This window comes from Rhodococcus sp. SMB37 (assembly GCF_004345605.1).
Classification (GTDB): domain Bacteria; phylum Actinomycetota; class Actinomycetes; order Mycobacteriales; family Mycobacteriaceae; genus Rhodococcus.
On sequence record NZ_SLVY01000006.1, the window covers coordinates 14,169 to 33,112 of the forward strand.

Below are 18,944 nucleotides of genomic sequence, written 5' to 3' on the forward strand. Positions count from 1 at the left end.
CATCCAAACTCGTAATATTCCGTCCTACAACGAATTACGGCACTTGACGCAGTCCGCATCCGGGACCGGCGTGACCGGAATACCGGTCCCCTGCAGTGCCTTCAGAAGCAGCCGGCGGCCGAGGCCGTGATCAAGTGGAAGATCCAGCGGCAGCCCACGGCGATCGGTGACCACCTCGACGCCGTCCGGACAGTCCCACAGCGCGAGTGCTCGGCCGCCGCGATAAGCCGACCGGTAGTGAATTCCCTCGACCTTCGCCGTGGCAGGCTGATCCTCCCAGATCGCGCAGGCCCACTGCTGGGTCAGCTCGCGGTTCTCATTGCCGGACGCGAGCGCGGGCAGCGCACCGATCGCCATCGCCGCGCCGGGCCGGTCCAGGTCGTACGTGTCGATCTCGCGCAGCGGACGCAACTGGGCGACCCGCCAGTTCGAGCACAGCGGCGCGACCCCAGCCTCACCGAACACCTCACACGCGGACGTCGCAAGATCGACCGCCAGATAGAGCACCGAGCGCCCATCCGGGTCGACCGCCGGTGCAGCGAAAGGCGGGCTGTGGTGATCGAATCGGGCAAGCGGCCCGAACGACCGGAACACCGCCCCGCTCGGGGTGAACCGATCGCGGTGATAGATCCGGTACCACGGCGCTGCGGCACCATCGGCCGGTGTCCACGCCCACCGATGATCTGCAGCGGGCAGTGGCCGCGCCGGTGCCCCGAGAGGCTTGGCCATCAGGCGGCTGCCAACGTTTCGACAACCGCGAACACGTGGTCACGGTCGCGGACCATCTCCTGCGCGGGCGTGCGGCCACCGAAGTTGTCGTTCGGCCGGCTCATCCACCGCGACAAGCTCACCACCCCGCCCGGGAAGGCCTCGACGAGCCGACCCAGATCCGGCAGCACCGGCTCCGAGTTGTCCGGGGTGAACTGCCATGCCGGGAAACGCCACTCACGCCCGTCCTTCAACCCGACAAGGCGGTGCTGGGCAACCCACTCCGACACCGTCTGCGGAGAAATCCCGAGCACATCGGCCGCCTGCACCCGCGAGAACGACACATTCAACTGCTCGCGCCGCTGCTCCACCTGCAACTGCAGGTTGGCCTGTTCGAGCTCGGCGGCCTCCTCAGCGGACATAGCCGGTCCCCAGTCGTCCTCAACACCACCGGTGTCGGTCGCGGCGTCGACACGCGCGGGCGGAAAGCTGGCGGCCAGGTACCGGATCGCACGCAGCGCCGGAGCATCCTTACCGAGCAACGTCTCGAACTCGGCAGCCAAATCGTCGAGCGACTTCGACACCCGCGCCTGCACCTCGATCGACGTCACCTCTGGTCGTGTCGTCACGGAACTCACCTCCTGATCCCACCACCAGCATACGCGGGATACGCGGGATGTGCGGACACTGCGCCCACCCGGCCTCACCTGGGGGCTCATCACAGGAGCGTGACCTGCGCAAATGCCCTCTCCCTACGCGGTGCCCACCGGATACCGATCCGCCCGGCCCGCTCAGCCCTCCCGAAGCACACGCTGGTTGGACATTCTCGTGTTGTGGCACGCGATCATGGCAATCCCGAATGAGCACGACACCGCGGGATGGGCATTCGCGTTGTAGCGAGGAAATCCAGGCCGGCTCCATCCTTCACAGGTTCGAGAGCCTCCGACAGACCCGGGATGCTTCTATATCTGTCAAGCGTTGCCGAGATTCGGGTGAGCTGCTGAGAGGGTTCGGAAAAGTTGCCTGGTGACGTAGCGTTTGAGGCATCGCATGATCTCCTTCGTCGTGCGACCCTCGGCTCGTCGGCGGGCAACGTAGGCTCTGGTGTCGGAATCTGTTCGCATCCGGACGATCACGATGGTGGTTAGTGCACGGTTCAGTCGACGGTCTCCACCCCGGTTGAGTCTGTGGCGCACCGTGTTCCCCGATGATGCAGGAATTGGGCAGGTGCCGGCGAGGGCGGCGAATGCAGCCTCGCTGCGGACACGTCCCGCATGTGACCAGGCTATGAGAACGGATGCCGCGACCACCGCACCAACTCCCTTGAGTGCAGACAGCTCCGGCGCGGTGGTCTTCACGGCGGCGTCGAGGCTCTTGCGGTTGCCCTTCAACTCGCTGTCGAGCGCCTTGATTCTGCTCGCCAGACGGACCGCTTCGGCTCGGCACGTTTGCAGCGTGCTGCTCTCACCTCGCGTGCGCCAGGATGCGATTGTCGTTATCTGAGTACTGGTCAATGACTTTCGTGCATCCACACCGAGCTCAACTGTGCGTACCAATGCGGTCAGGGCGTTGATCGCTCGGGTGCGTTCGCACGTCATCTGTTCCCTGGCCACGACGAGAACCCGCATCGCCACGCGAGGGCCTTCGGTCCGCGGTCTGCGGAGTCGATCGATCTCGACGGCCAGCACCGATCGCGCGATGCGGACAGAATCGAGAGCATCGGTCTTACCCACTCCACGTCGATCTGCGGCAGCCATCGCTGCAGGTTCGACCACCGGCAACCCCGCAGCGAGCACACGGTCGGCCAAGCCGGCCCCGTACGAACCGATACCTTCGACTACGACCAATGACGGTCGGGACGCGGCGCGGCGTGTGATCCACGCACGCGCACGGTCCAGCCCCGCAGGGTTCGCGGGAAAACTCACCTGAGCATCGACGGCGCCGGTTGCCGTCGTGATGATCGACAAGGTGTGGCTTGCGGCGTGGGTGTCAACTCCGATGACTAACTCGTACTGATCTGCAACGATGGTCATTGCGGCGGGTTGTCCTTTCCCATAGGCGGCGTCGCGTGTCGGCGTCGGCCCGGGAAGAGCACTTCGAGGCAGGCCTGTAACGGGCCACGACCCGAGGCAACGGGTCGGGCAGGCTTCTAATCAAGCCACCGAAGCAAGGCCGGGTCGGCGTCGCCGCCACGACCAGTGGACAGATCCCGGGAAGTGCATCCCATCAGGAGCAACACGATTCATGAGTCACACCGATCCCGGCGACGACACCGATCCTGTCAGCCAGCCGCGGGCTGGCCAACACAAACACTTACAGGCGATTCAATCAGCATCACCCCGTCCACCTACTACAAGGCGGAGACACGCGGACGTGTCTCCGCCGAGGTGGCCGACGTCATGCCGCGAACGCCGTATACGCGGTGTACGTGGCCAATCGGCGTGTCTACGGTGTCCGCAAGATGCGGCACGTGATGAAACACGCTGGTCACGACATCGGCCGCCATCAGGTAGCCCGGCTGATGTCGATCACCGGCTTCACCGGAGCGGTCCGCGGCAGATGACGCACGGTCACCACCGAGAGCGATGAGCGAGCCCACCGGGATCCGGACCTGATCGAGCGGTGCGGCGGTCCCAGGGATTGAAGCTGGGGCCGGATCTCTCGAGATTCCGGCCCCAGTGATCGGAGATCAGGGCCGAGAGTGCACGACGCCCCCTGAGCCATCCAGCAATTCGGTCGGCTCAGGCCGAATCTTCTGCGTATTCGGTATCACCACGGTCGCAATGACTCCGAGAACCAGGAACCCCGCCGCAAGGCATGCACCCACGGCGAGTCCATGCGTCATGGCCTCTCGCGCTGCATCAGCGATGAACGCAGTGGCGGGATTCGCTGCAAGCGGATCGATCGCGGCCCCCGCGCTATCGGTCACGGCGTCACCGAACCTGGCCACTTGATCAGCCGGAAGGCCGGCATCGGAGAGTCGCGCTCTGAGGTTCGAACTCAACGTGGAGAAGAACACTGTGGTCAATGCCGCGATACCGAGTGCGGACCCAAGCTGACGGAACGTGCTCTGAATACCGGAACTTTGACCGTCCTCATCCTCGGGCACATCAGCGAGAACCACGTTCGTGACCTGCGAGGTGGCAAAGCCTACGCCGATCCCATAAGAGAAGAGCACGACAGAGATGAGCCACCATTGGGCATCAGTGAAGGCAGCAACAGCACCGAGCCCTGCGAGGCCCACAACTTCGAGCACCAGACCGATACGAACCAAGCCGAGCGGCGAGATTCTCGCCATCAAAGGGAAGCTGATTCCGCTGGCCACGAAGCTTCCGATAGCGATGGGCACCAAGACAAGCCCCGCCTCGAGCGCAGTGTAATCCATTGTGAAGACGAGCCAGAGCGGAATGACGGCAATGATGCCGTACTCGCCCAATCCGATGATCGTGGTGGCGATGTTGCCGTTGCGGAATGAGGCAATCGAGAACAGTTTCGTGTCCATGAACGGCTCACGTTCGTTGGTGGTCCGACCCGCAACGACTTGACGCCGGACGAACACTGCCGTGAGGATCACCGAGAGCACCAGGGCGACGAATGCCGGCGACAATCCGGAGTTCCAAGTGAAACCGGGTAATTCGAAGGCACGTTCGCTGACGACCCACCCATAGGTGCGGCCCTCTATGAGGCCGAACGCGAGCAGCCCAAGTCCCAGAATCGACAAGATCGCGCTCGACACATCAACCCTCCCCTGCTTGCGTGGCGTGGGAACGAGGAAGAACGCCGCCAGGATGAGAATCAGGACGGTGAGAGGGATGTTGATGCCGAATGCCCAGCGCCACGAGAAGTTCTCGGAGAGCCATCCGCCGATGACCGGCCCGAGTGCAGTTGCAGCTCCAATGGTGGAGCCCCAGATCGCGAAGGCTTGACCGCGCGCTTTTCCGGTGAACATCCGGTTCAACAACGCCAGCGAGGTCGGGAGGATCAGTGCTGCCGCCACGCCTTGGAGAAATCGGGAGAGGATCAGGATCTCACCATTGGGTGCCACACCCGCAAGGAGACTTGTCACGCCGAATCCGATGACACCCCAAAGGAATACTGCGCGTGCTCCGAGGAGGTCTGATACGCGTCCGACGAGCAGTAACAGTGCGGCGAAGATGATCGCGTAGGACTCTTGAATCCACTGCGCCTGGGTCGAGTCGATGCCGATGTCTTCGATCACCGATGGCGTGATCACATTCACGATCGTGGTATCGACCACGATCAGCGCCACCCCCAACGCGATGGCGATCAGCCCCAGCCAACGCCGGGCTTGTGTCGATATAGGCGTCATCCATCAACCTCCATAACACTTCATGAGTAGATATCTTTACCATGAAGCTACTACGCCGCGTGATAACTTGTCGAATAGTTGAGCCGGCGACAAAGAGCGGAGAGACACCAGTGAACCGAGGCCCTGATGAGGAAAACACCGTGGATGTCCCAGACCCTCGAGACCGGGTACTGGATGGCCTTCGCGCCTATGGGGCCATCTCCGCAGAGATCGGCAAGCGCTTCGCTGGAAGCCTCGACCTACATCCGACAGATGCATCTGCGCTGATCGAGATCCTCGAAGCCGAAGAGCGAGGAACACCCCTCTCGCCCGCACGGTTGAGCGAGAGGATCGGCTTGACCTCCGGCGCAACGTCGTCGCTTCTCAACCGACTTGAAGAAGGTGGCCACATAGAGCGAAGTCGCGTGCACGCCGACAGACGCATCGTCACGTTGCGCTCCACTCCGGGCGTACAGGAAGTCGCCGATGCATTCTTCGATCCATTGGCGGTTCAGCTGAACACGATGATGAGCGCTTACCCAGATGATCTCTTGACGCAATTCGAGTCGTTCTTGGCTGAACTGAGCTCCACGACGGAGGCATACGTGCGCAGCCTTCCCTCCTGAGCGTCACCCCGAACGACGCAGCTGGTCTCCATACCTTCGAGGGGCACCGGGATCTTGGAAGTAGATATCGGCGAATGTGATTCTGGGTGAATTTGATGCAGGCATCGAGACGGCGCGGCGACCGAGGAGCCGGGCGCGTACGGACTGTTGTTTAGCGAGGTCGGCCGCGACTACGCGGCCTCGTTCATCGAACGCGACGTGCACCTGGCACACGAGTACAACTCGTGCTCGTGGGAGCACACTCCTCAAGACGCTGCGCGCCTGGTTCGCCTCCGAGGGCAGCACGTCCGGCACCGCGGACCGGCTCTTCGTGCACGTCAACACCGTCTACCAGCGATTCGACCAGCTCCACTCCGCCCTCGCGGCCCCGATTCGCGGACCGCGATCGAGCTCCGCCTGGCGCTGCAATTGTGGGACCTCATGGAGGGCCGACAGCCTCGCTCCAGAGGCTGACTCCTGTACCTCGATCGGCCGTGGTCACGGCCGCCTCCCAATCTATTCGCTACCCACACACCAGGAGTAGCGGCTGTCGCGGGAGGGTAGCGGATCCCAGCGGGGCGTCTTACCAGGAGTCAGTCAGTCCGTCGGCGCCAGCATCTCCTCCTCGAATGGTCGCCGAGAAGCACCCTCACGGCTCAAGCACTCGAAGTTCTCTCACACTCTCGGCGCTCGGCAGCCGGTCATCTCGGCAAATCACCGCACAGCGCCACTCATCGATGACGCCACCTATGGCACGCAGGTGCCGACGGAAGGTGGCGCCCCCGCGATCACGTAGGGACAAATAGTCGGAAAAGTGAACTTGCGTGCGGAAGCTGGTCCCGTTCCGCATGCGGGCCGCCTGTTTCTCGCTCGGTCTCGCGGATTGACTTCGCGGCGGCAACGATATCTGCGGCCCGGGCGAGGGGCAGGAACAACACACCATCGTCGTCGCCGAGAACGAAGTCGTCGGCAGTGATCCGACGCTCCCCGACGTGCACAGCGGTGAGCGTGTTCGGCAACTGGGGTTCCAAGCGCTGGGGGCCGCGGGCAATGCGCCGCAGCTGAATACAGGTAAGCGGATCGGGCGTAACTCACTGGAGTCACGATGAAGTCTCCCAGATGACGATTCCGGCAAGTCGGGCATGGTGCACTTCGAGCACAACGAGGTCTCCGACACAGGCTTCGTCGTCGCGATCGTCGTTGTCGACTACGAGGACGTCTCCGGCGCTTGAGTGATCGACGGCTTCGAGGAACACATCCACGCTGCCGATCTGTCGGGCCGGTTGGGCGGAGTCTCACCCGATAGCTGGACTCGTCGATCCAATCAGCGAGCGCTCCAGCCGCCGTCCATGGTGTAGGATGCACCGGTGATCATCGCAGCGTCCTTGCCGGCGAGAAACGAAACGAGAGCGGCAACTTCATGCGGCTCGATGAGACGGTCGATCGCACTCTCTACGAGCATTACCTTCGTGATGACATCACTTTCGGCAACGCCATGCACTCGCGCCTGATCGGCAATTTGACGCTCCACCAGGGGAGTTCTGACATATGCAGGGTTCACACAATTGCTGGTGACACCATATAGACCACCCTCGAGTGCAGTTGTCTTCGACAGTCCTTCGAGTGCGTGTTTTGCAGCGACATAGGCAGCCTTGTTTGCTGATGCGCGAAGCCCATGGATCGAAGACACATTGATAATCCGTCCAAAGCCGTTGCTGTACATGTACGGCAGGGCGCTTCGGATGAGAAGGAACGGCGCCTCGACCATGAGCGCGAGCATGCGACGAAACATCTGCGGGTCAAACTCATGAATCGGCGAGACATGTTGTACACCTGCATTGTTGACAAGTATATCGACTTCGAGCGGGTGCGATGCCAAAGAGTCGCCGTCCGAGAGGTCCACTGCCCATAGGTTGCCGCCGATCTCATCAGCCAACGTTCGTGCACCATTCTCGTCGCGATCAGCGATCGTGACGCGTGCCCCCTGCGCAGCTAGGTCACGAGCGATGGCCGCCCCAATGCCACTGGCGCCGCCTGTCACCAGTGCAGTGCGGCCTTCATGCAACGGCCGACTGCCAGTTCGCTGCTCCGACTTCATTCCACCGACGTCGCGCACCGTGGAACTCAACTGTCCGTCGACCGAAGCTCCAGTGGGTGGAACGGGGCGGGAAGACCTGTTGTCGATCATTCACAGCAGCCTTTCATTCAGAGAGTTCAAACTCGTAGTGCACTACTCCGCCAGCACTCGATGAGCAAGTTGCAGAACGTCTTTGGTCTTGAACAGGCGTCGAAAACGGACGCCCAATCCTTACCTGCCAGCAGGACTCGCCGTCGATCCCGGCGCCTTCATCATTCGTAGAGGTCGACTGCGGTGAAGCTCACGCCACAGAGGTTCGACCAGAGGCCAGGCCCCAGTTCGGCCCGTCAGTGCCACACGTATTGCTCCATCAGTACGGACGCTGCAGTGGCGGTCAGCAGTGAGCGAACTTGAGCACACCATCATCGATACGCGCGGTAAGCAGCTTCTTGGTGGCAGCGTGGTTCTGCGGGTTGATCCATGGAGCACGGTTACCCTGTCGGGGTAGCACTCCGTTGGCACGTTGAAAGTAGCCTGAGGTGAAGCCCTCTACGAACGACTCTCGTGGCATGAAACTGTCGCCTGGACGCAAAGTCGGGGTCACCGAGGAGGCACCGGCCTTGTCCATGTGGTTGAGAAGTCGGGACACGAACTTCGCAACGAGCTCGGCTCGGACTGTCCATGAGGTGTTGACATATCCAAACGTGAACGCGAGATTGGGAATACCGGAAAAGGCAAGTCCCTTATAAGTCCATCGCTTAGAGAAGTCGATCAGCTCCCCATCCACGACAAAGTCGACCTCACCTAGCGAAACGAGTTCCAAACCGGTCGCAGTAACGATAATGTCGGCGTCGATCCGCTCGCCGGACTCTAGCTCGATACCACTCTCCGTGAACGTACGGATTTTTCCGGTTTCGACGTCCGCTCTTCCAAACTTGATGGCCTGAAAGAAATCTCCGTCAGGTATGAGGCATACCCGCTGATCCCACGGCTGATACGTCGGGGTGAAGTGCTTGTCCAGATAGTCTTGCCCGACCAACTCACGAATGTCCTTGAACAACGTCTCTTTGAACTGGTCCGGTCGAGACTGGGCAAACTCATATGTCCTCTGCTGACGTTTGGTGTTCCTGAAGCGGATCAATGCGTAGCCGATTCGATCACCGAACAGCCTGCGAATGCGGAGGGCTCTCTGATCGATGGCCTGGTCAATCGCCAAGTAGGAAGGTGATCGCTGAACCATCGTCACCTTCTCAGCCTTGGTCGCGAGATTCGGGATCAGCGTGATGGCAGTTGCACCCGACCCGATGACGATGATCTTCTTCCCCGCGTACTCCAGGTCCTCAGGCCAGAACTGGGGATGGACCACCGTTCCAGTGAACCTCTCCCGTCCGGGGAACTCCGGTGTGAAACCTCGGCGGTAGTTGTAATAGCCGGAGCACATGAACAAGAACTTGCAAGTGATGTCGAAGGTCTCCCCTAGATGAACCACGGTCACGGTCCAGACCTGCGCTTCACTCGACCACTCAGCACGCCGAACATGATGACCGAACCTGATGTGCTGCTTGAGCTCGTTCTCAGATACGGTCTCCCACAGGTAGTCGAGGATGGATTCCCCGTTCGCGATAGCCCGCTCCTTGGTCCACGGCTTGAAGCCATACCCCAGCGTGTACATGTCGCTGTCCGAACGGATCCCTGGGTAGCGAAAGAGGTCCCACGTTCCACCTAGATTGTCGCGACCCTCGATTATCGCCAGCTTTTGGTTCGGCGATTCCTTTTTGAGGTGGACGGCAGCACCTATACCAGACAGGCCGGCCCCTACGATGAGGACGTCGAGGTGTTCAGATCTTGACTTGGTCACGGCGGATTCCTAAGGGTTTCTGGTCTGACGTATTAGACTTGATCAACTGATCGTGTTGGGCACGAATTCCCGTCAATGGTGTCGCGAGCTATTGGCCACAAACGTCTTTCAACCGCTGCGTGAGCGATTGCGCGAGAGTCCATGCGAGATCTCGCCGACTCACCAAATCAGCGCGCAACCAGTGGAGGCTTCGACATGTTCTATTCTGACCCCCAGAGCGAGTTCGACGACCCGTAACCCGTCGGGGACAACGTCGATGACGGCTAGGTCAGTGATAATCCGTTCGACAACGCCTCGGCCGGTGTACGGAAGGGTGCACTGCTCGAGAATCTTGGGGGATCCGTCTTTGGCCACGTGCTCCATGAGGACGATGACACGCTTGGCGCCGTGAACCAGATCCATAGCACCGCCCATTCCCTTGACCATTTTTCCTGGGACGAGCCAGTTGGAAATATCACCGCTCCTAGAAACCTGCATGGCGCCGAGGATGGTCGCATCGATCTTGCCGCCGCGAATCATCCCGAATGATGTTGAGGAGTCAACAATCGAGGCTCCGGTTTGCAAGGTGACCGTCTCCTTCCCCGCATTGACCAAGTCGGGGTGCTCGTCGCCCTCATAGGGTGCCTGACCCATTCCGAGCAGGCCATTCTCCGACTGCAGAACGATGTGACGTTCCGGTGGAAGATGTGCGGGAACAAGCGTCGGCAATCCGATACCGAGATTCACATACCAACCGTCGTGTAATTCCGCCGCTGCACGGGCAGCCATTTGTGGTCGCGTCCAGCTCATCGCACAGCCTCCTGATCTGGTCGCGGTTGTGTCACAAGCCGTTCAATGCGCTTGTCATCGGCCTGCTCGGGCGTCAGTTCGACAACTCGGTGAACGAAGACTCCGGAGGTATGGATGAAATTGGAGTCGAGATCTCCGGGTTCGACAAGCTCTTCGACCTCAGCGATGGTGACGGCGCCACACATCGCCGCGACCGGGTTGAAATTGCGTGCCGCATCCCGGTAGACCAGATTGCCGTGCCGGTCACCCTTCCATGCCCGCACCAGGCCGAAGTCCGCGGTGATGGCCCGCTCGAGAACGAACTCTGTCAGCCCGTTTGGGGTGTCGAAGTGCTGCGTCTGCTTCGCCGGAGATGCAAGTGCGACCTCGCCGTACGTGTCGTAGCGCCAGGGCAATCCACCTTCGGCGACGTGAGTGCCGGTGCCCGTCCGAGTGAAGAACCCAGCTATGCCCGAGCCTCCTGCCCTCATCCGCTCGGCAAGAGTTCCCTGCGGAGTAAGTTCGACTTCAAGCTCACCGGACAGGTATTGGCGGGCGAACTCTTTGTTCTCTCCGACGTACGAAGACACCATCCGCCGGATCCGGCGGGCCGCGAGCAACCGCCCCAGGCCCCAGTCGTCGACACCGCAGTTATTGGATACGACTTCGAGGTCGTAGATCTCCGCGCGAAGGAGCGCGTCGATTAGGACCGACGGGATCCCGCACAGCCCGAAACCACCCACCGAGATCGTCATCCCGTCAGCTATATCGGCGATCGCTTCCTCTGCCGAGGAAACTACCTTGTCCATGGGTGAACTCCATTCCGTACCACCACTCGCGCTACCCGGCCGCGATGAGGATGTGATCGTTTGACTAGATCGTTGACTATAAGACCGGCCTCAACGGCAACTTGTCAACCCCCGACGACGGAGAATCGGCCTTGGGAGTCCGCGTCTGAGGAATTCCCCTACTTCTTGTTAAACCTGCGTGTCTTCACCCGATTTGAGCCAGTTTCTCCTTGACACCGAATCCAGAAGGGGTAATCATGGTCACACGATCAAACGACCTAATCATATGATCCACTTCAGGTCGTCACGCCGACGAAGTAGAGAGCACACGCCATGACCAGCACCGAATCCAAGACCGGCCTCACGCTGCGCCACGTCACGCCGGAGACACCTGTCGACGAGATCCTGAAGATCGTTGATGCCGATGGCGGGGTCATCATCGAGCGATTCCTCACCGAGGACCAGGTCAGGCGGGTCAACGAAGAGGTCGATATCCCGCTCGCCGAACTCGATGCCGGTTCCAAGCACGACGATGAGTTCGCAGCCGAGTTCCACGGCGCGCAGACCAAACGGCTGACGAACATGATCACCCTTAGCCCGACGTTCCGCAACGAGATCATTGATCACGATCTGCTCCACGGTCTCGGCGAAGCGGTCTACCGCGAAGAATCCGGTGACTACTGGATGACCACCGCCCAGGTCATCGATATCGGGCCAGGCAACAAGGCGCAGATGCTGCACCGCGACCTCGAGAACAACCATTTCGCTGTAACAATGGGCAAGAGCGGCCCGATGGTAATGGTGAACTTTCTGATTGCACTTACCGACTTCACCGACGAGAACGGCGCCACGCGCATCATCCCCAAGAGTAATCAATGGGATAACTATGAGGATCGTGGCACTCCTGAAATGACCATCCCAGCCGAGATGAAAGCTGGCGACGTCATCTTCTTCAACGGCAAGGTAGTTCATGGTGGTGGCGCCAACGTGACCAAGTCCGAACGCCGCCGCGGCCTGACCATCCCTCTGCAGCCGGCCTTTCTCACGCCGGAGGAGGCATACCCCTTCCTTCTCGACCTGGATCTGGTCAAGACCCTGACGCCACGTGTGCAGAAACTGCTTGGATTCCGCTCTCTCTACCCGAAGGGCTCCCCCGGACTCTGGCAGAGCAACTACGAAGACATCTCTGGTCTACTCGAACTCTGAATCAACCAGTCCGGATAAGGGGTGGAACCGCAATGCGCGTTCCACCCCTTATCTATTCACTCAGCAGAACTCCAATCTGCTACTCACACAGATGGATATATTGATGCTCGATCCCGATGCGAAGGTGGCAGCAGACTCGCTGTCCTCGATACTCCCCGCTCCGATCTACACACTCGGAGTAGCCAAAGCACGTGAATTGCTCGACACTCCATCGGGCAAGGTGCCACTCACGGCCGTCCGCGAGGTCAAGAATGTCACCATCCCGGCCGATAGCCACGACATCACCGTGCGGATCTACCGTCCCTGCGATGCCGACAAGCTGCCGGCGCTCGTGTACATACACGGTGGCGGCTGGACGATCGGAGGACTCGACGGCGCCGACGAACTGTGCCGCGCCCTCGCGACGAAGACAAACTGTGTCGTCGTTTCCGTCGAGTATCGGCTTGCACCAGAGTATCCCTTTCCGGCTGGTCTCGATGACTGTGTCACCGCGTTCAACTGGGTCGCACACACCACCTCCGAGCTCGGCGTCGATCCGAGCCGAATCGCGATTGGAGGGGACAGCGCCGGCGCAAATCTCGCCATCGCCGTCTGCCAGCTTGCGATGCGCACCGATGACCCGCTCCCCTGCTTCCAACTCCTGGCCTACCCACCGACCAACTTCGAATCGCAGCGGCCCTCGTGGACCGAGCACGCCAACGCGCCACTGTTGACCGCAGCCGACGCCCGGTGGTTCATGTCCTTGTACCTCAGCGATGAGAACGACACGACCAATCCGCTGGTGTCGCCTGAGAAGGCACCGTCGCTGGCCGGGCTCCCACCCGCACACATCATCACTGCAGACGTTGATGTACTCCGCGACGACTCCGAAGCTTTCGCCGAACAACTCCGCAATGCCGACGTTAATGCCACCATAACCCGGTACCCTGGTGTGTTTCACGGATTCTTCACCGAGGTCGGCACCTACGCACGCACAGCACAAGCGATCGATGAAGCAGCGGAGCGCCTAGTCGAAGCTTGGTCGATCACGATCGATACAGAAAGCAACCCCTGACACGCGAGCACACCCGTATGACTCGAACCAATGAGGGCGGGCACCACCGGTGCCCGCCCTGCCTGCCTGTCATCACGGAACCCTGGGGTTCTCAGACCAGGGTCTCCTGGATGTACAGGTTCGCGAGCGTTCCTCCATCGACAATCAGGTCTGTGCCCGTGATACCGGAAGCGAGCGGGCTTGCCAGGAAGACTACCGCGTTGGCGACCTCCTCAACCGTCACCATCCGCTTCATCGGTACTCGGTCGAAGTGTTTTGTCATCCGCGCGAGCATCGCCGGTCCGAGTTCCTCGGCAACCATGTCGGTCGACGCATAGCCGGGACTCACCGAGTTCACCCGAAGCCCGAGGGGAGCGAGCTCCACAGCTGCCGACTTGGTCAGGCTGATAAGCCCGGCCTTGGCCGCGTTGTAACTCGCAAATGTTCCGTCCGCGGCGCGAGCATCGATCGAGGAGATGTTTACTACCGCTCCACCCGAGTCCATCCGGCGAGCTGCCTGCTGAATCACCAGGAACGGCGCCGTGAGCATGACCCTCAGATCTTGTTCCCATTCCTCAACCTTCTCGTCAACTATTGGCGCCTCGTGGCCAATGCCTGCGTTGTTGATCGCAATGTCGATCTTCCCGGCCCAGCCGATCACCACATCAAACATTCGCTCGATGGCCGCGAAATCAGATACATCAGTAGGAACGGCCAGCACCTCGACTCCCTCAGCCGCCATGGTCGCCGCAGCATCATCAAGCGTCTCCTTGGACCGCCCGGCGATCACAACTTTGGCGCCCGCCTGGCCAAGGCCTCGTGCCATGGCCAGTCCCAGGCCTCGACCCCCACCGGTCACTACTGCGACCTTGTCTTCCAGCTGTTTCTCGGGCATAGCTCATTTCAGTTCAGTAGATCCTCGGAAGGACTGTCCGTAGTCTGTGTCTGCAACTCGCACGACAAACACCGACTACCCATCGTGGACCAGTTCGTCGACAACCTCACCCAATACCGCGACCGTGCGATCGACATCCGCGAGCGTGTGCTCAGTGGAAAGGAAAATCTTGCCTGTCGGCAGAAATGCGACCCCCCGCGCCAGCGCCCCTGCGGTAATCCGGTCCCAAATATCCTCTGGGGCTGCAACTATCGATCCTGCAGATTGCGGAACGAAGGCGGCGAACGACCCGACGCGACTCAGCGTCGGGCGAAATGGAAGTCGGTCGAAGACCGACTGGATGCCGGACTCGAAGTAGGCCGAGACCTCTTCGAGTCGATCGAAAACTCCTGGTTCAGCAAGAACCTCCTGAGTTGCTTTTACCGCCGCCAGCGCCACGGGGTTGCCGTTATACGTTCCTGCGTGTGACACACCGCGCTGAACCTGGTCGATCAACGTCGCGTTCCCGACGACAGCGCTCTGCGAGAAACCGCCCGCGATAGCCTTGCCGAAAGTGGAGAGGTCAGGGGTCACTCCGTAGCGTTCCGTGGCGCCACCGCGTGCGATGCGGAATCCGGAAATGACTTGGTCGAAGACCAGGACAACACCATACTCATCGCACAACTCGCGCAGGCGCTCGAGATATCCGGGAGCAGGCGGGATCAGGCCGGCGTTACTCATGATCGGATCGATCAGCACTGCTGCGATGTCACGCTCTCGGGCCTCGCTGAGGATTCGCTCAGCAGCCGAAATGTCATTGAATTCGGTGACGATGAGATCGCGGATTGCGTTGAGGCTTTGGCCCGCACTGCTCGGCACGGCCGCCTCGGCTGTGTTGTTCGCGCCCATGCTCGCATACACCGAGTCGTGCCAGCCGTGGTAGCTCCTGACGAACTTGACGATCTTGCTGCGCCCGGTGCCGGCGCGTGCAAGGCGAAGTGCGATCTGGACTGCCTCGGTCCCTGAATTCGTCCACAGCAAACGTTCTGCACCGGGCACAGCATCAAGCACCAACTCGGCGGCCTCGTATTCCAACGTATGTCCCATGCCTACCATCTGCATGCGAGGGACAACCTCCATCACGGCGTCGACGACATGCGGATGGCTGTGGCCGACGATACTAGGGCCCCAGGCCATGACATAGTCGATGAACTCAGCGCCATCCAAGTCCCACACATGGGCACCACTTGCCTTCGTGACGAACAGGGGGTGCGGCTTCGTCGCGGCCCGCATGCCCGAACTTACTCCGCCGCCCACGCTGAGCTTGGCACGCTCAAACGCCATTCGCGAGGCATCCAGCGAACGTAGGCTACTGGGCTGCGTATCCGAACTCGACATCAGATCACTCCTAGTGAGGGCGAACCCTCAGATCGGGCACCGCCGACGCGATGCGACCAGACTTCTAATGTGCCAATCTCATGCCCACCTGACCCAGTGGAGGTCTATCAGTGAAATCGCAGGCGCAGACTCGATCACGGACTTGGTCGAACCCACGACTGATCGACTACTCGTCGATCTGACCTACGGCTCTGACTATGGGTACAGACCCCGGGCAAGGTGTGCGGTGGTGACCGTCTCGACGGCCAACGACGTCGCGGCTAAACGTAACGGGATGTCATGCAGGACTGCATGGTCTCTCACCCTCTCCCACGCCCGGACCATACGCTCCTCCAGTCGCTTCTCGACTTCGGCCTCAGCCCACCAGTACGCTTGGTTGGCCTGGACCCACTCGAAATACGACACGATCACTCCACCGGCGTTTGCCAAAATATCGGGGACTACGAGTTGTCCTCTTGCGGTGAGTATGTCGTCCGCCCCTGGCGATGTGGGTCCGTTCGCACCCTCGACCACCACTGCCGCCCGAACACGCCGAGCATTCGATTCGGTGATGACCCCCTCAACGGCGGCCGGGATCAACAAATCAATCTCCAAGTACAACAGGTCATCGGGCTCGTCCAAAGCTTCCGACTCCGTGAACCCCGCTACAGAACCCGTTGCATCGACATGGGACTCCAGCGCGCGGATATTCAGACCCTGCGACGCGTGCACGGCACCGTATTGATCGCTAGCGGCAACAACCTTGACCCCGGCTTCCTCCAGGAAACGCGCTGCGCCGCGACCAACCTTACCGAAGCCCTGCACCGCGGCCGTCGAGGCGGCAGGCTCGAGGCCTTGGTGCCGCATAGCGGCCAAGGCTACGTACACAACGCCGCGAGACGTCGCACTCGCCCGCCCAAGCGACCCACCGAGCGCAACCGGCTTGCCGGTCACAACACCGAGCACTGTATGACCGCGGTTCACCGAGTAGGTGTCCATCATCCAGGCCATGATGTCCTCGTCGGTACCGATGTCAGGTGCAGGGATGTCCTGCGACGGGCCAATCATCGGCATGATCTCCGACGTGTAGCGGCGTGTAACCCGCTCAACCTCGCTGCGGGAGTATTGTCTCGGGTCGAACCGCACGCCACCCTTGGCACCACCGTAGGGTACGTCGACCAACGCGCACTTCCACGTCATCCACATCGCGAGTGCCCGCACCTCGTCCAACGTCACGTCGTGGCTGTACCGCAGCCCACCCTTGGATGGACCACGGGATAGGTTGTGCTGTACTCGATGTCCCACCAGCAGCTCTACCGTTCCGTCATCGCGACGCAGCGGAACGCTGACCGTCAACTCCCGCCGCGGCGTCGCCAACATGTCATACATCCCCGCCGAGTAGCCCAACACCTCCACAGCGCGCGACAACTGTGTATGCGCATCCAACAGGGGATTCTTCACTTCGACTACAGCAGTCATTTCTATTCCTCTCGTGATCCCATACGCAGCGTTCAGCGACCTGACTCGAATCTCTCACCCGCCTCGCCGACCCGGAATCCCTTTGGGTGCAGCTGCTTCCACACTCACCCTGTCCGAAACGAAAGTCAGTCCCGCATGCGAGATCTTGCCAACCCTGTCGCCGTTATGGAGATCGACGTGCTGGGCCCTTCGAATGGAAGTCTTGACCAACGCATCAATCACCACTACCTCGTGAGGCGCCCTGCATCGGGCGATGTAGCGTCAACCCTTGTCGATACCGCATTCATGATGAGGTTCTCCACGCCCGTGCACGTAAGCTTCATTGCTTACGCACACTCGAAGTTGACGACTATCAGTTGGCCGGCAGTCCATCAGACGGCCATCCAGGTAGTTTTCGTCGTTGTGAACTTCTCGAGACCGTGAACGCTCTTGTCGCCGCCATGGCCCGACAGTTTGCGACCACCAAAGGGAACCGAGTAGTCACCTTCTTCGAAACAGTTAACCCATACCAGCCCGGCGTCGAGCCGGCGTGAGATCTGGGTGGCACGGGACAGGTTGGACGTCCACACCGCGGAGCCCAGCCCGTAGGCGGAATTGTTTGCGATCGCGATAGCTTCGTCTTCGTCGTCGAAGGCAAGGATCGAGACCACCGGACCGAAGATCTCGTGCTGCGCCAGACGGTCATCAGCCTTCACACCTGTGAATATCGCAGGCTCGACAAACCAGCCGGCCCTGTCGAGAGGCTGGTCGCTGCCCAGCACAAGCTTCGCCTGGGTCTGCACACCCTTGCTGATCTCTGCTAGTACGTCGTCGCGGTGACGCCGTGAGGCGAGCGGGCCGAAGTCGGTCTCGGGGTCGAGTGGGTCCCCGACCTTCAGCGCACGGAGATAGTCGGTGACGCCGGTGACAACCTCATCGTGAACGTCACGGTGAACCAGCAAACGTGAACCCGCGGTGCACATCTGACCGGAATTGAACGCGATCGCCCAACCTGCGGTCTTGATGGCCTCGGCCATGTCGGGGGCATCCGGAAAGATTATGTTCGGCGATTTGCCGCCGAGCTCGAGCCACACCGGCTTCGCGTTGGACTCAGCCGAGTAATGCAGGAGTTGCTTACCAACATCGGTGGACCCGGTGAACGTCAACGTCGCTACATTGTTATCGGTGGCCAGTGCCGCGCCGGTGACCGGACCACTTCCGGTAATCACTTGCAGCACGCCATCAGGAAGACCGGCCTCGGTTGCGAGCTGTGCCGCTCGCAGTACCGACAACGGCGATTGGCTCGCCGGCTTGAGGACAACGGTGTTACCCGCAACCAGGGCGGCCGGCATCTTGAACGTCGACAACGTCATCGGGAAGTTCCATGGGGTAATCGCAGCAACCACACCCACCGGCTCACGAGTTACCAATGCAAGAGCGTCGCCCTTACCTCGCGGAGACTCATCCATCAGCTTGTCAGCCAGCTCGCCGTACCATCGGATCAGCCCGATTGTCGTCTTCAATTCCACATTCCAGGCAACCGAGACCGGCTTACCCATCTCCAGTGCGATCAGCAAAGCCATCTCGTCTCGATGCTCCTCGAGGAGTTCAGCCCACCGGATCAACACCAGGCCACGCTCACGGGGCGACACCCTGGACCAGATGCCACTGTCGAAGGCCGCCCGAGCCGAACTCACCGCACGGGCTACATCGCCTGCACTCGCGGCCGGAAGACGTGTGAGGACCTCCCCGTCGCGGGGCGACACCAAGGGGCTCGTCGCACCGTCTTCGGCGCTTACGCTTCGGCCATCGATCCACATTCCACTAGGTAGGTTTGTGTCATCGCGCAGTTTGAGCCAGTCGTCGAGTTGTGTCAGGTTCAT

The 18,944-nt window shown here is 60.8% G+C and carries 16 protein-coding genes and 1 pseudogene; 5 read left to right on the forward strand and 12 right to left on the reverse strand.

Annotated features, from left to right (window positions below; translation table 11 throughout):
- Positions 1-24: 24 nt before the first annotated feature.
- Positions 25-729 carry an RES family NAD+ phosphorylase gene (locus EV641_RS11480; protein WP_132471896.1) on the reverse strand — a complete coding sequence of 235 codons (705 nt, stop codon included), beginning with the start codon at positions 727-729 and terminating at the stop codon, positions 25-27.
- The gene (locus tag EV641_RS11485; RefSeq protein ID WP_158289146.1) at positions 729-1,337 is read right to left on the reverse strand and encodes a helix-turn-helix domain-containing protein; all 609 of its coding nucleotides are present in this window, start codon (positions 1,335-1,337) and stop codon (positions 729-731) included. The genes EV641_RS11480 and EV641_RS11485 overlap by 1 nt, the downstream gene beginning before the upstream one ends.
- Before the next feature lie 112 nt (positions 1,338-1,449).
- On the opposite strand from EV641_RS11485, the gene EV641_RS29195 reads away from it, so the two are divergent.
- Positions 1,450-1,605 (forward strand): hypothetical protein, encoded by a 156-nt coding sequence (locus EV641_RS29195; RefSeq protein WP_158289147.1) that lies wholly within the window; start codon positions 1,450-1,452, stop codon positions 1,603-1,605.
- A 74-nt stretch (positions 1,606-1,679) separates the two neighbouring features.
- On the opposite strand, the gene EV641_RS11490 is transcribed toward EV641_RS29195, so the two are convergent.
- Positions 1,680-2,741, reverse strand: coding sequence for an IS110 family transposase (locus EV641_RS11490; protein WP_132471898.1), 1,062 nt, complete (start codon positions 2,739-2,741; stop codon positions 1,680-1,682).
- Between the two features lie 294 nt (positions 2,742-3,035).
- Between EV641_RS11490 and EV641_RS29720 the strand changes: the two are divergent.
- A pseudogene (locus EV641_RS29720) lies at positions 3,036-3,331 on the forward strand (IS3 family transposase); the annotation flags it as partial.
- A 66-nt stretch (positions 3,332-3,397) separates the two neighbouring features.
- On the opposite strand, the gene EV641_RS11500 reads toward EV641_RS29720, so the two are convergent.
- Positions 3,398-5,038: an MFS transporter gene (locus EV641_RS11500; RefSeq protein WP_132471900.1), complete on the reverse strand. Its 1,641-nt coding sequence runs from the start codon at positions 5,036-5,038 to the stop codon at positions 3,398-3,400.
- Positions 5,039-5,148: 110 nt separating this feature from the next.
- Here EV641_RS11500 and EV641_RS11505 point away from each other — a divergent pair, with 110 nt between their 5' ends.
- Positions 5,149-5,643 carry a MarR family winged helix-turn-helix transcriptional regulator gene (locus EV641_RS11505; protein ID WP_241997098.1) on the forward strand — a complete coding sequence of 165 codons (495 nt, stop codon included), beginning with the start codon at positions 5,149-5,151 and terminating at the stop codon, positions 5,641-5,643.
- A gap of 1,303 nt (positions 5,644-6,946) precedes the next feature.
- Here EV641_RS11505 and EV641_RS11520 read toward each other — a convergent pair.
- The 4 genes from EV641_RS11520 to EV641_RS11535 all read right to left on the reverse strand — a co-directional run bounded on the left by EV641_RS11520 (position 6,947) and on the right by EV641_RS11535 (position 11,134).
- Positions 6,947-7,720: a 3-hydroxybutyrate dehydrogenase gene (locus EV641_RS11520; RefSeq protein ID WP_132472144.1), complete on the reverse strand. Its 774-nt coding sequence runs from the start codon at positions 7,718-7,720 to the stop codon at positions 6,947-6,949.
- A gap of 373 nt (positions 7,721-8,093) precedes the next feature.
- On the reverse strand, positions 8,094-9,557 hold the full coding sequence (locus tag EV641_RS11525) for an NAD(P)/FAD-dependent oxidoreductase (RefSeq protein WP_132471902.1): 1,464 nt from the start codon (positions 9,555-9,557) through the stop codon (positions 8,094-8,096).
- Between the two features lie 159 nt (positions 9,558-9,716).
- Positions 9,717-10,346 carry a 3-oxoacid CoA-transferase subunit B gene (locus EV641_RS11530; protein WP_132471903.1) on the reverse strand — a complete coding sequence of 210 codons (630 nt, stop codon included), beginning with the start codon at positions 10,344-10,346 and terminating at the stop codon, positions 9,717-9,719.
- On the reverse strand, positions 10,343-11,134 hold the full coding sequence (locus tag EV641_RS11535; protein WP_132471904.1) for a CoA transferase subunit A: 792 nt from the start codon (positions 11,132-11,134) through the stop codon (positions 10,343-10,345). The genes EV641_RS11530 and EV641_RS11535 overlap by 4 nt, the downstream gene beginning before the upstream one ends.
- Before the next feature lie 312 nt (positions 11,135-11,446).
- On the opposite strand from EV641_RS11535, the gene EV641_RS11540 reads away from it, so the two are divergent.
- Together EV641_RS11540 and EV641_RS11545 are read left to right on the forward strand one after the other, a co-directional pair.
- Entirely contained in the window at positions 11,447-12,319 is an 873-nt protein-coding gene (locus EV641_RS11540; protein ID WP_132471905.1) for a phytanoyl-CoA dioxygenase family protein, read from the forward strand.
- A gap of 103 nt (positions 12,320-12,422) precedes the next feature.
- Positions 12,423-13,373 carry an alpha/beta hydrolase gene (locus tag EV641_RS11545; RefSeq protein ID WP_132471906.1) on the forward strand — a complete coding sequence of 317 codons (951 nt, stop codon included), beginning with the start codon at positions 12,423-12,425 and terminating at the stop codon, positions 13,371-13,373.
- Positions 13,374-13,464: 91 nt separating this feature from the next.
- Here the strand turns inward: EV641_RS11545 and EV641_RS11550 are convergent, their stop codons facing one another.
- The 4 genes from EV641_RS11550 to EV641_RS11565 all read right to left on the reverse strand — a co-directional run bounded on the left by EV641_RS11550 (position 13,465) and on the right by EV641_RS11565 (position 18,944).
- Positions 13,465-14,247 (reverse strand): SDR family oxidoreductase, encoded by a 783-nt coding sequence (locus EV641_RS11550; protein WP_132471907.1) that lies wholly within the window; start codon positions 14,245-14,247, stop codon positions 13,465-13,467.
- 75 nt (positions 14,248-14,322) lie between these two features.
- On the reverse strand, positions 14,323-15,624 hold the full coding sequence (locus EV641_RS11555) for an aspartate aminotransferase family protein (RefSeq protein ID WP_132471908.1): 1,302 nt from the start codon (positions 15,622-15,624) through the stop codon (positions 14,323-14,325).
- Between the two features lie 195 nt (positions 15,625-15,819).
- On the reverse strand, positions 15,820-17,082 hold the full coding sequence (locus EV641_RS11560; RefSeq protein WP_132471909.1) for a Glu/Leu/Phe/Val dehydrogenase: 1,263 nt from the start codon (positions 17,080-17,082) through the stop codon (positions 15,820-15,822).
- Positions 17,083-17,453: 371 nt separating this feature from the next.
- Positions 17,454-18,944, reverse strand: coding sequence for an aldehyde dehydrogenase family protein (locus EV641_RS11565; protein WP_132472145.1), 1,491 nt, complete (start codon positions 18,942-18,944; stop codon positions 17,454-17,456).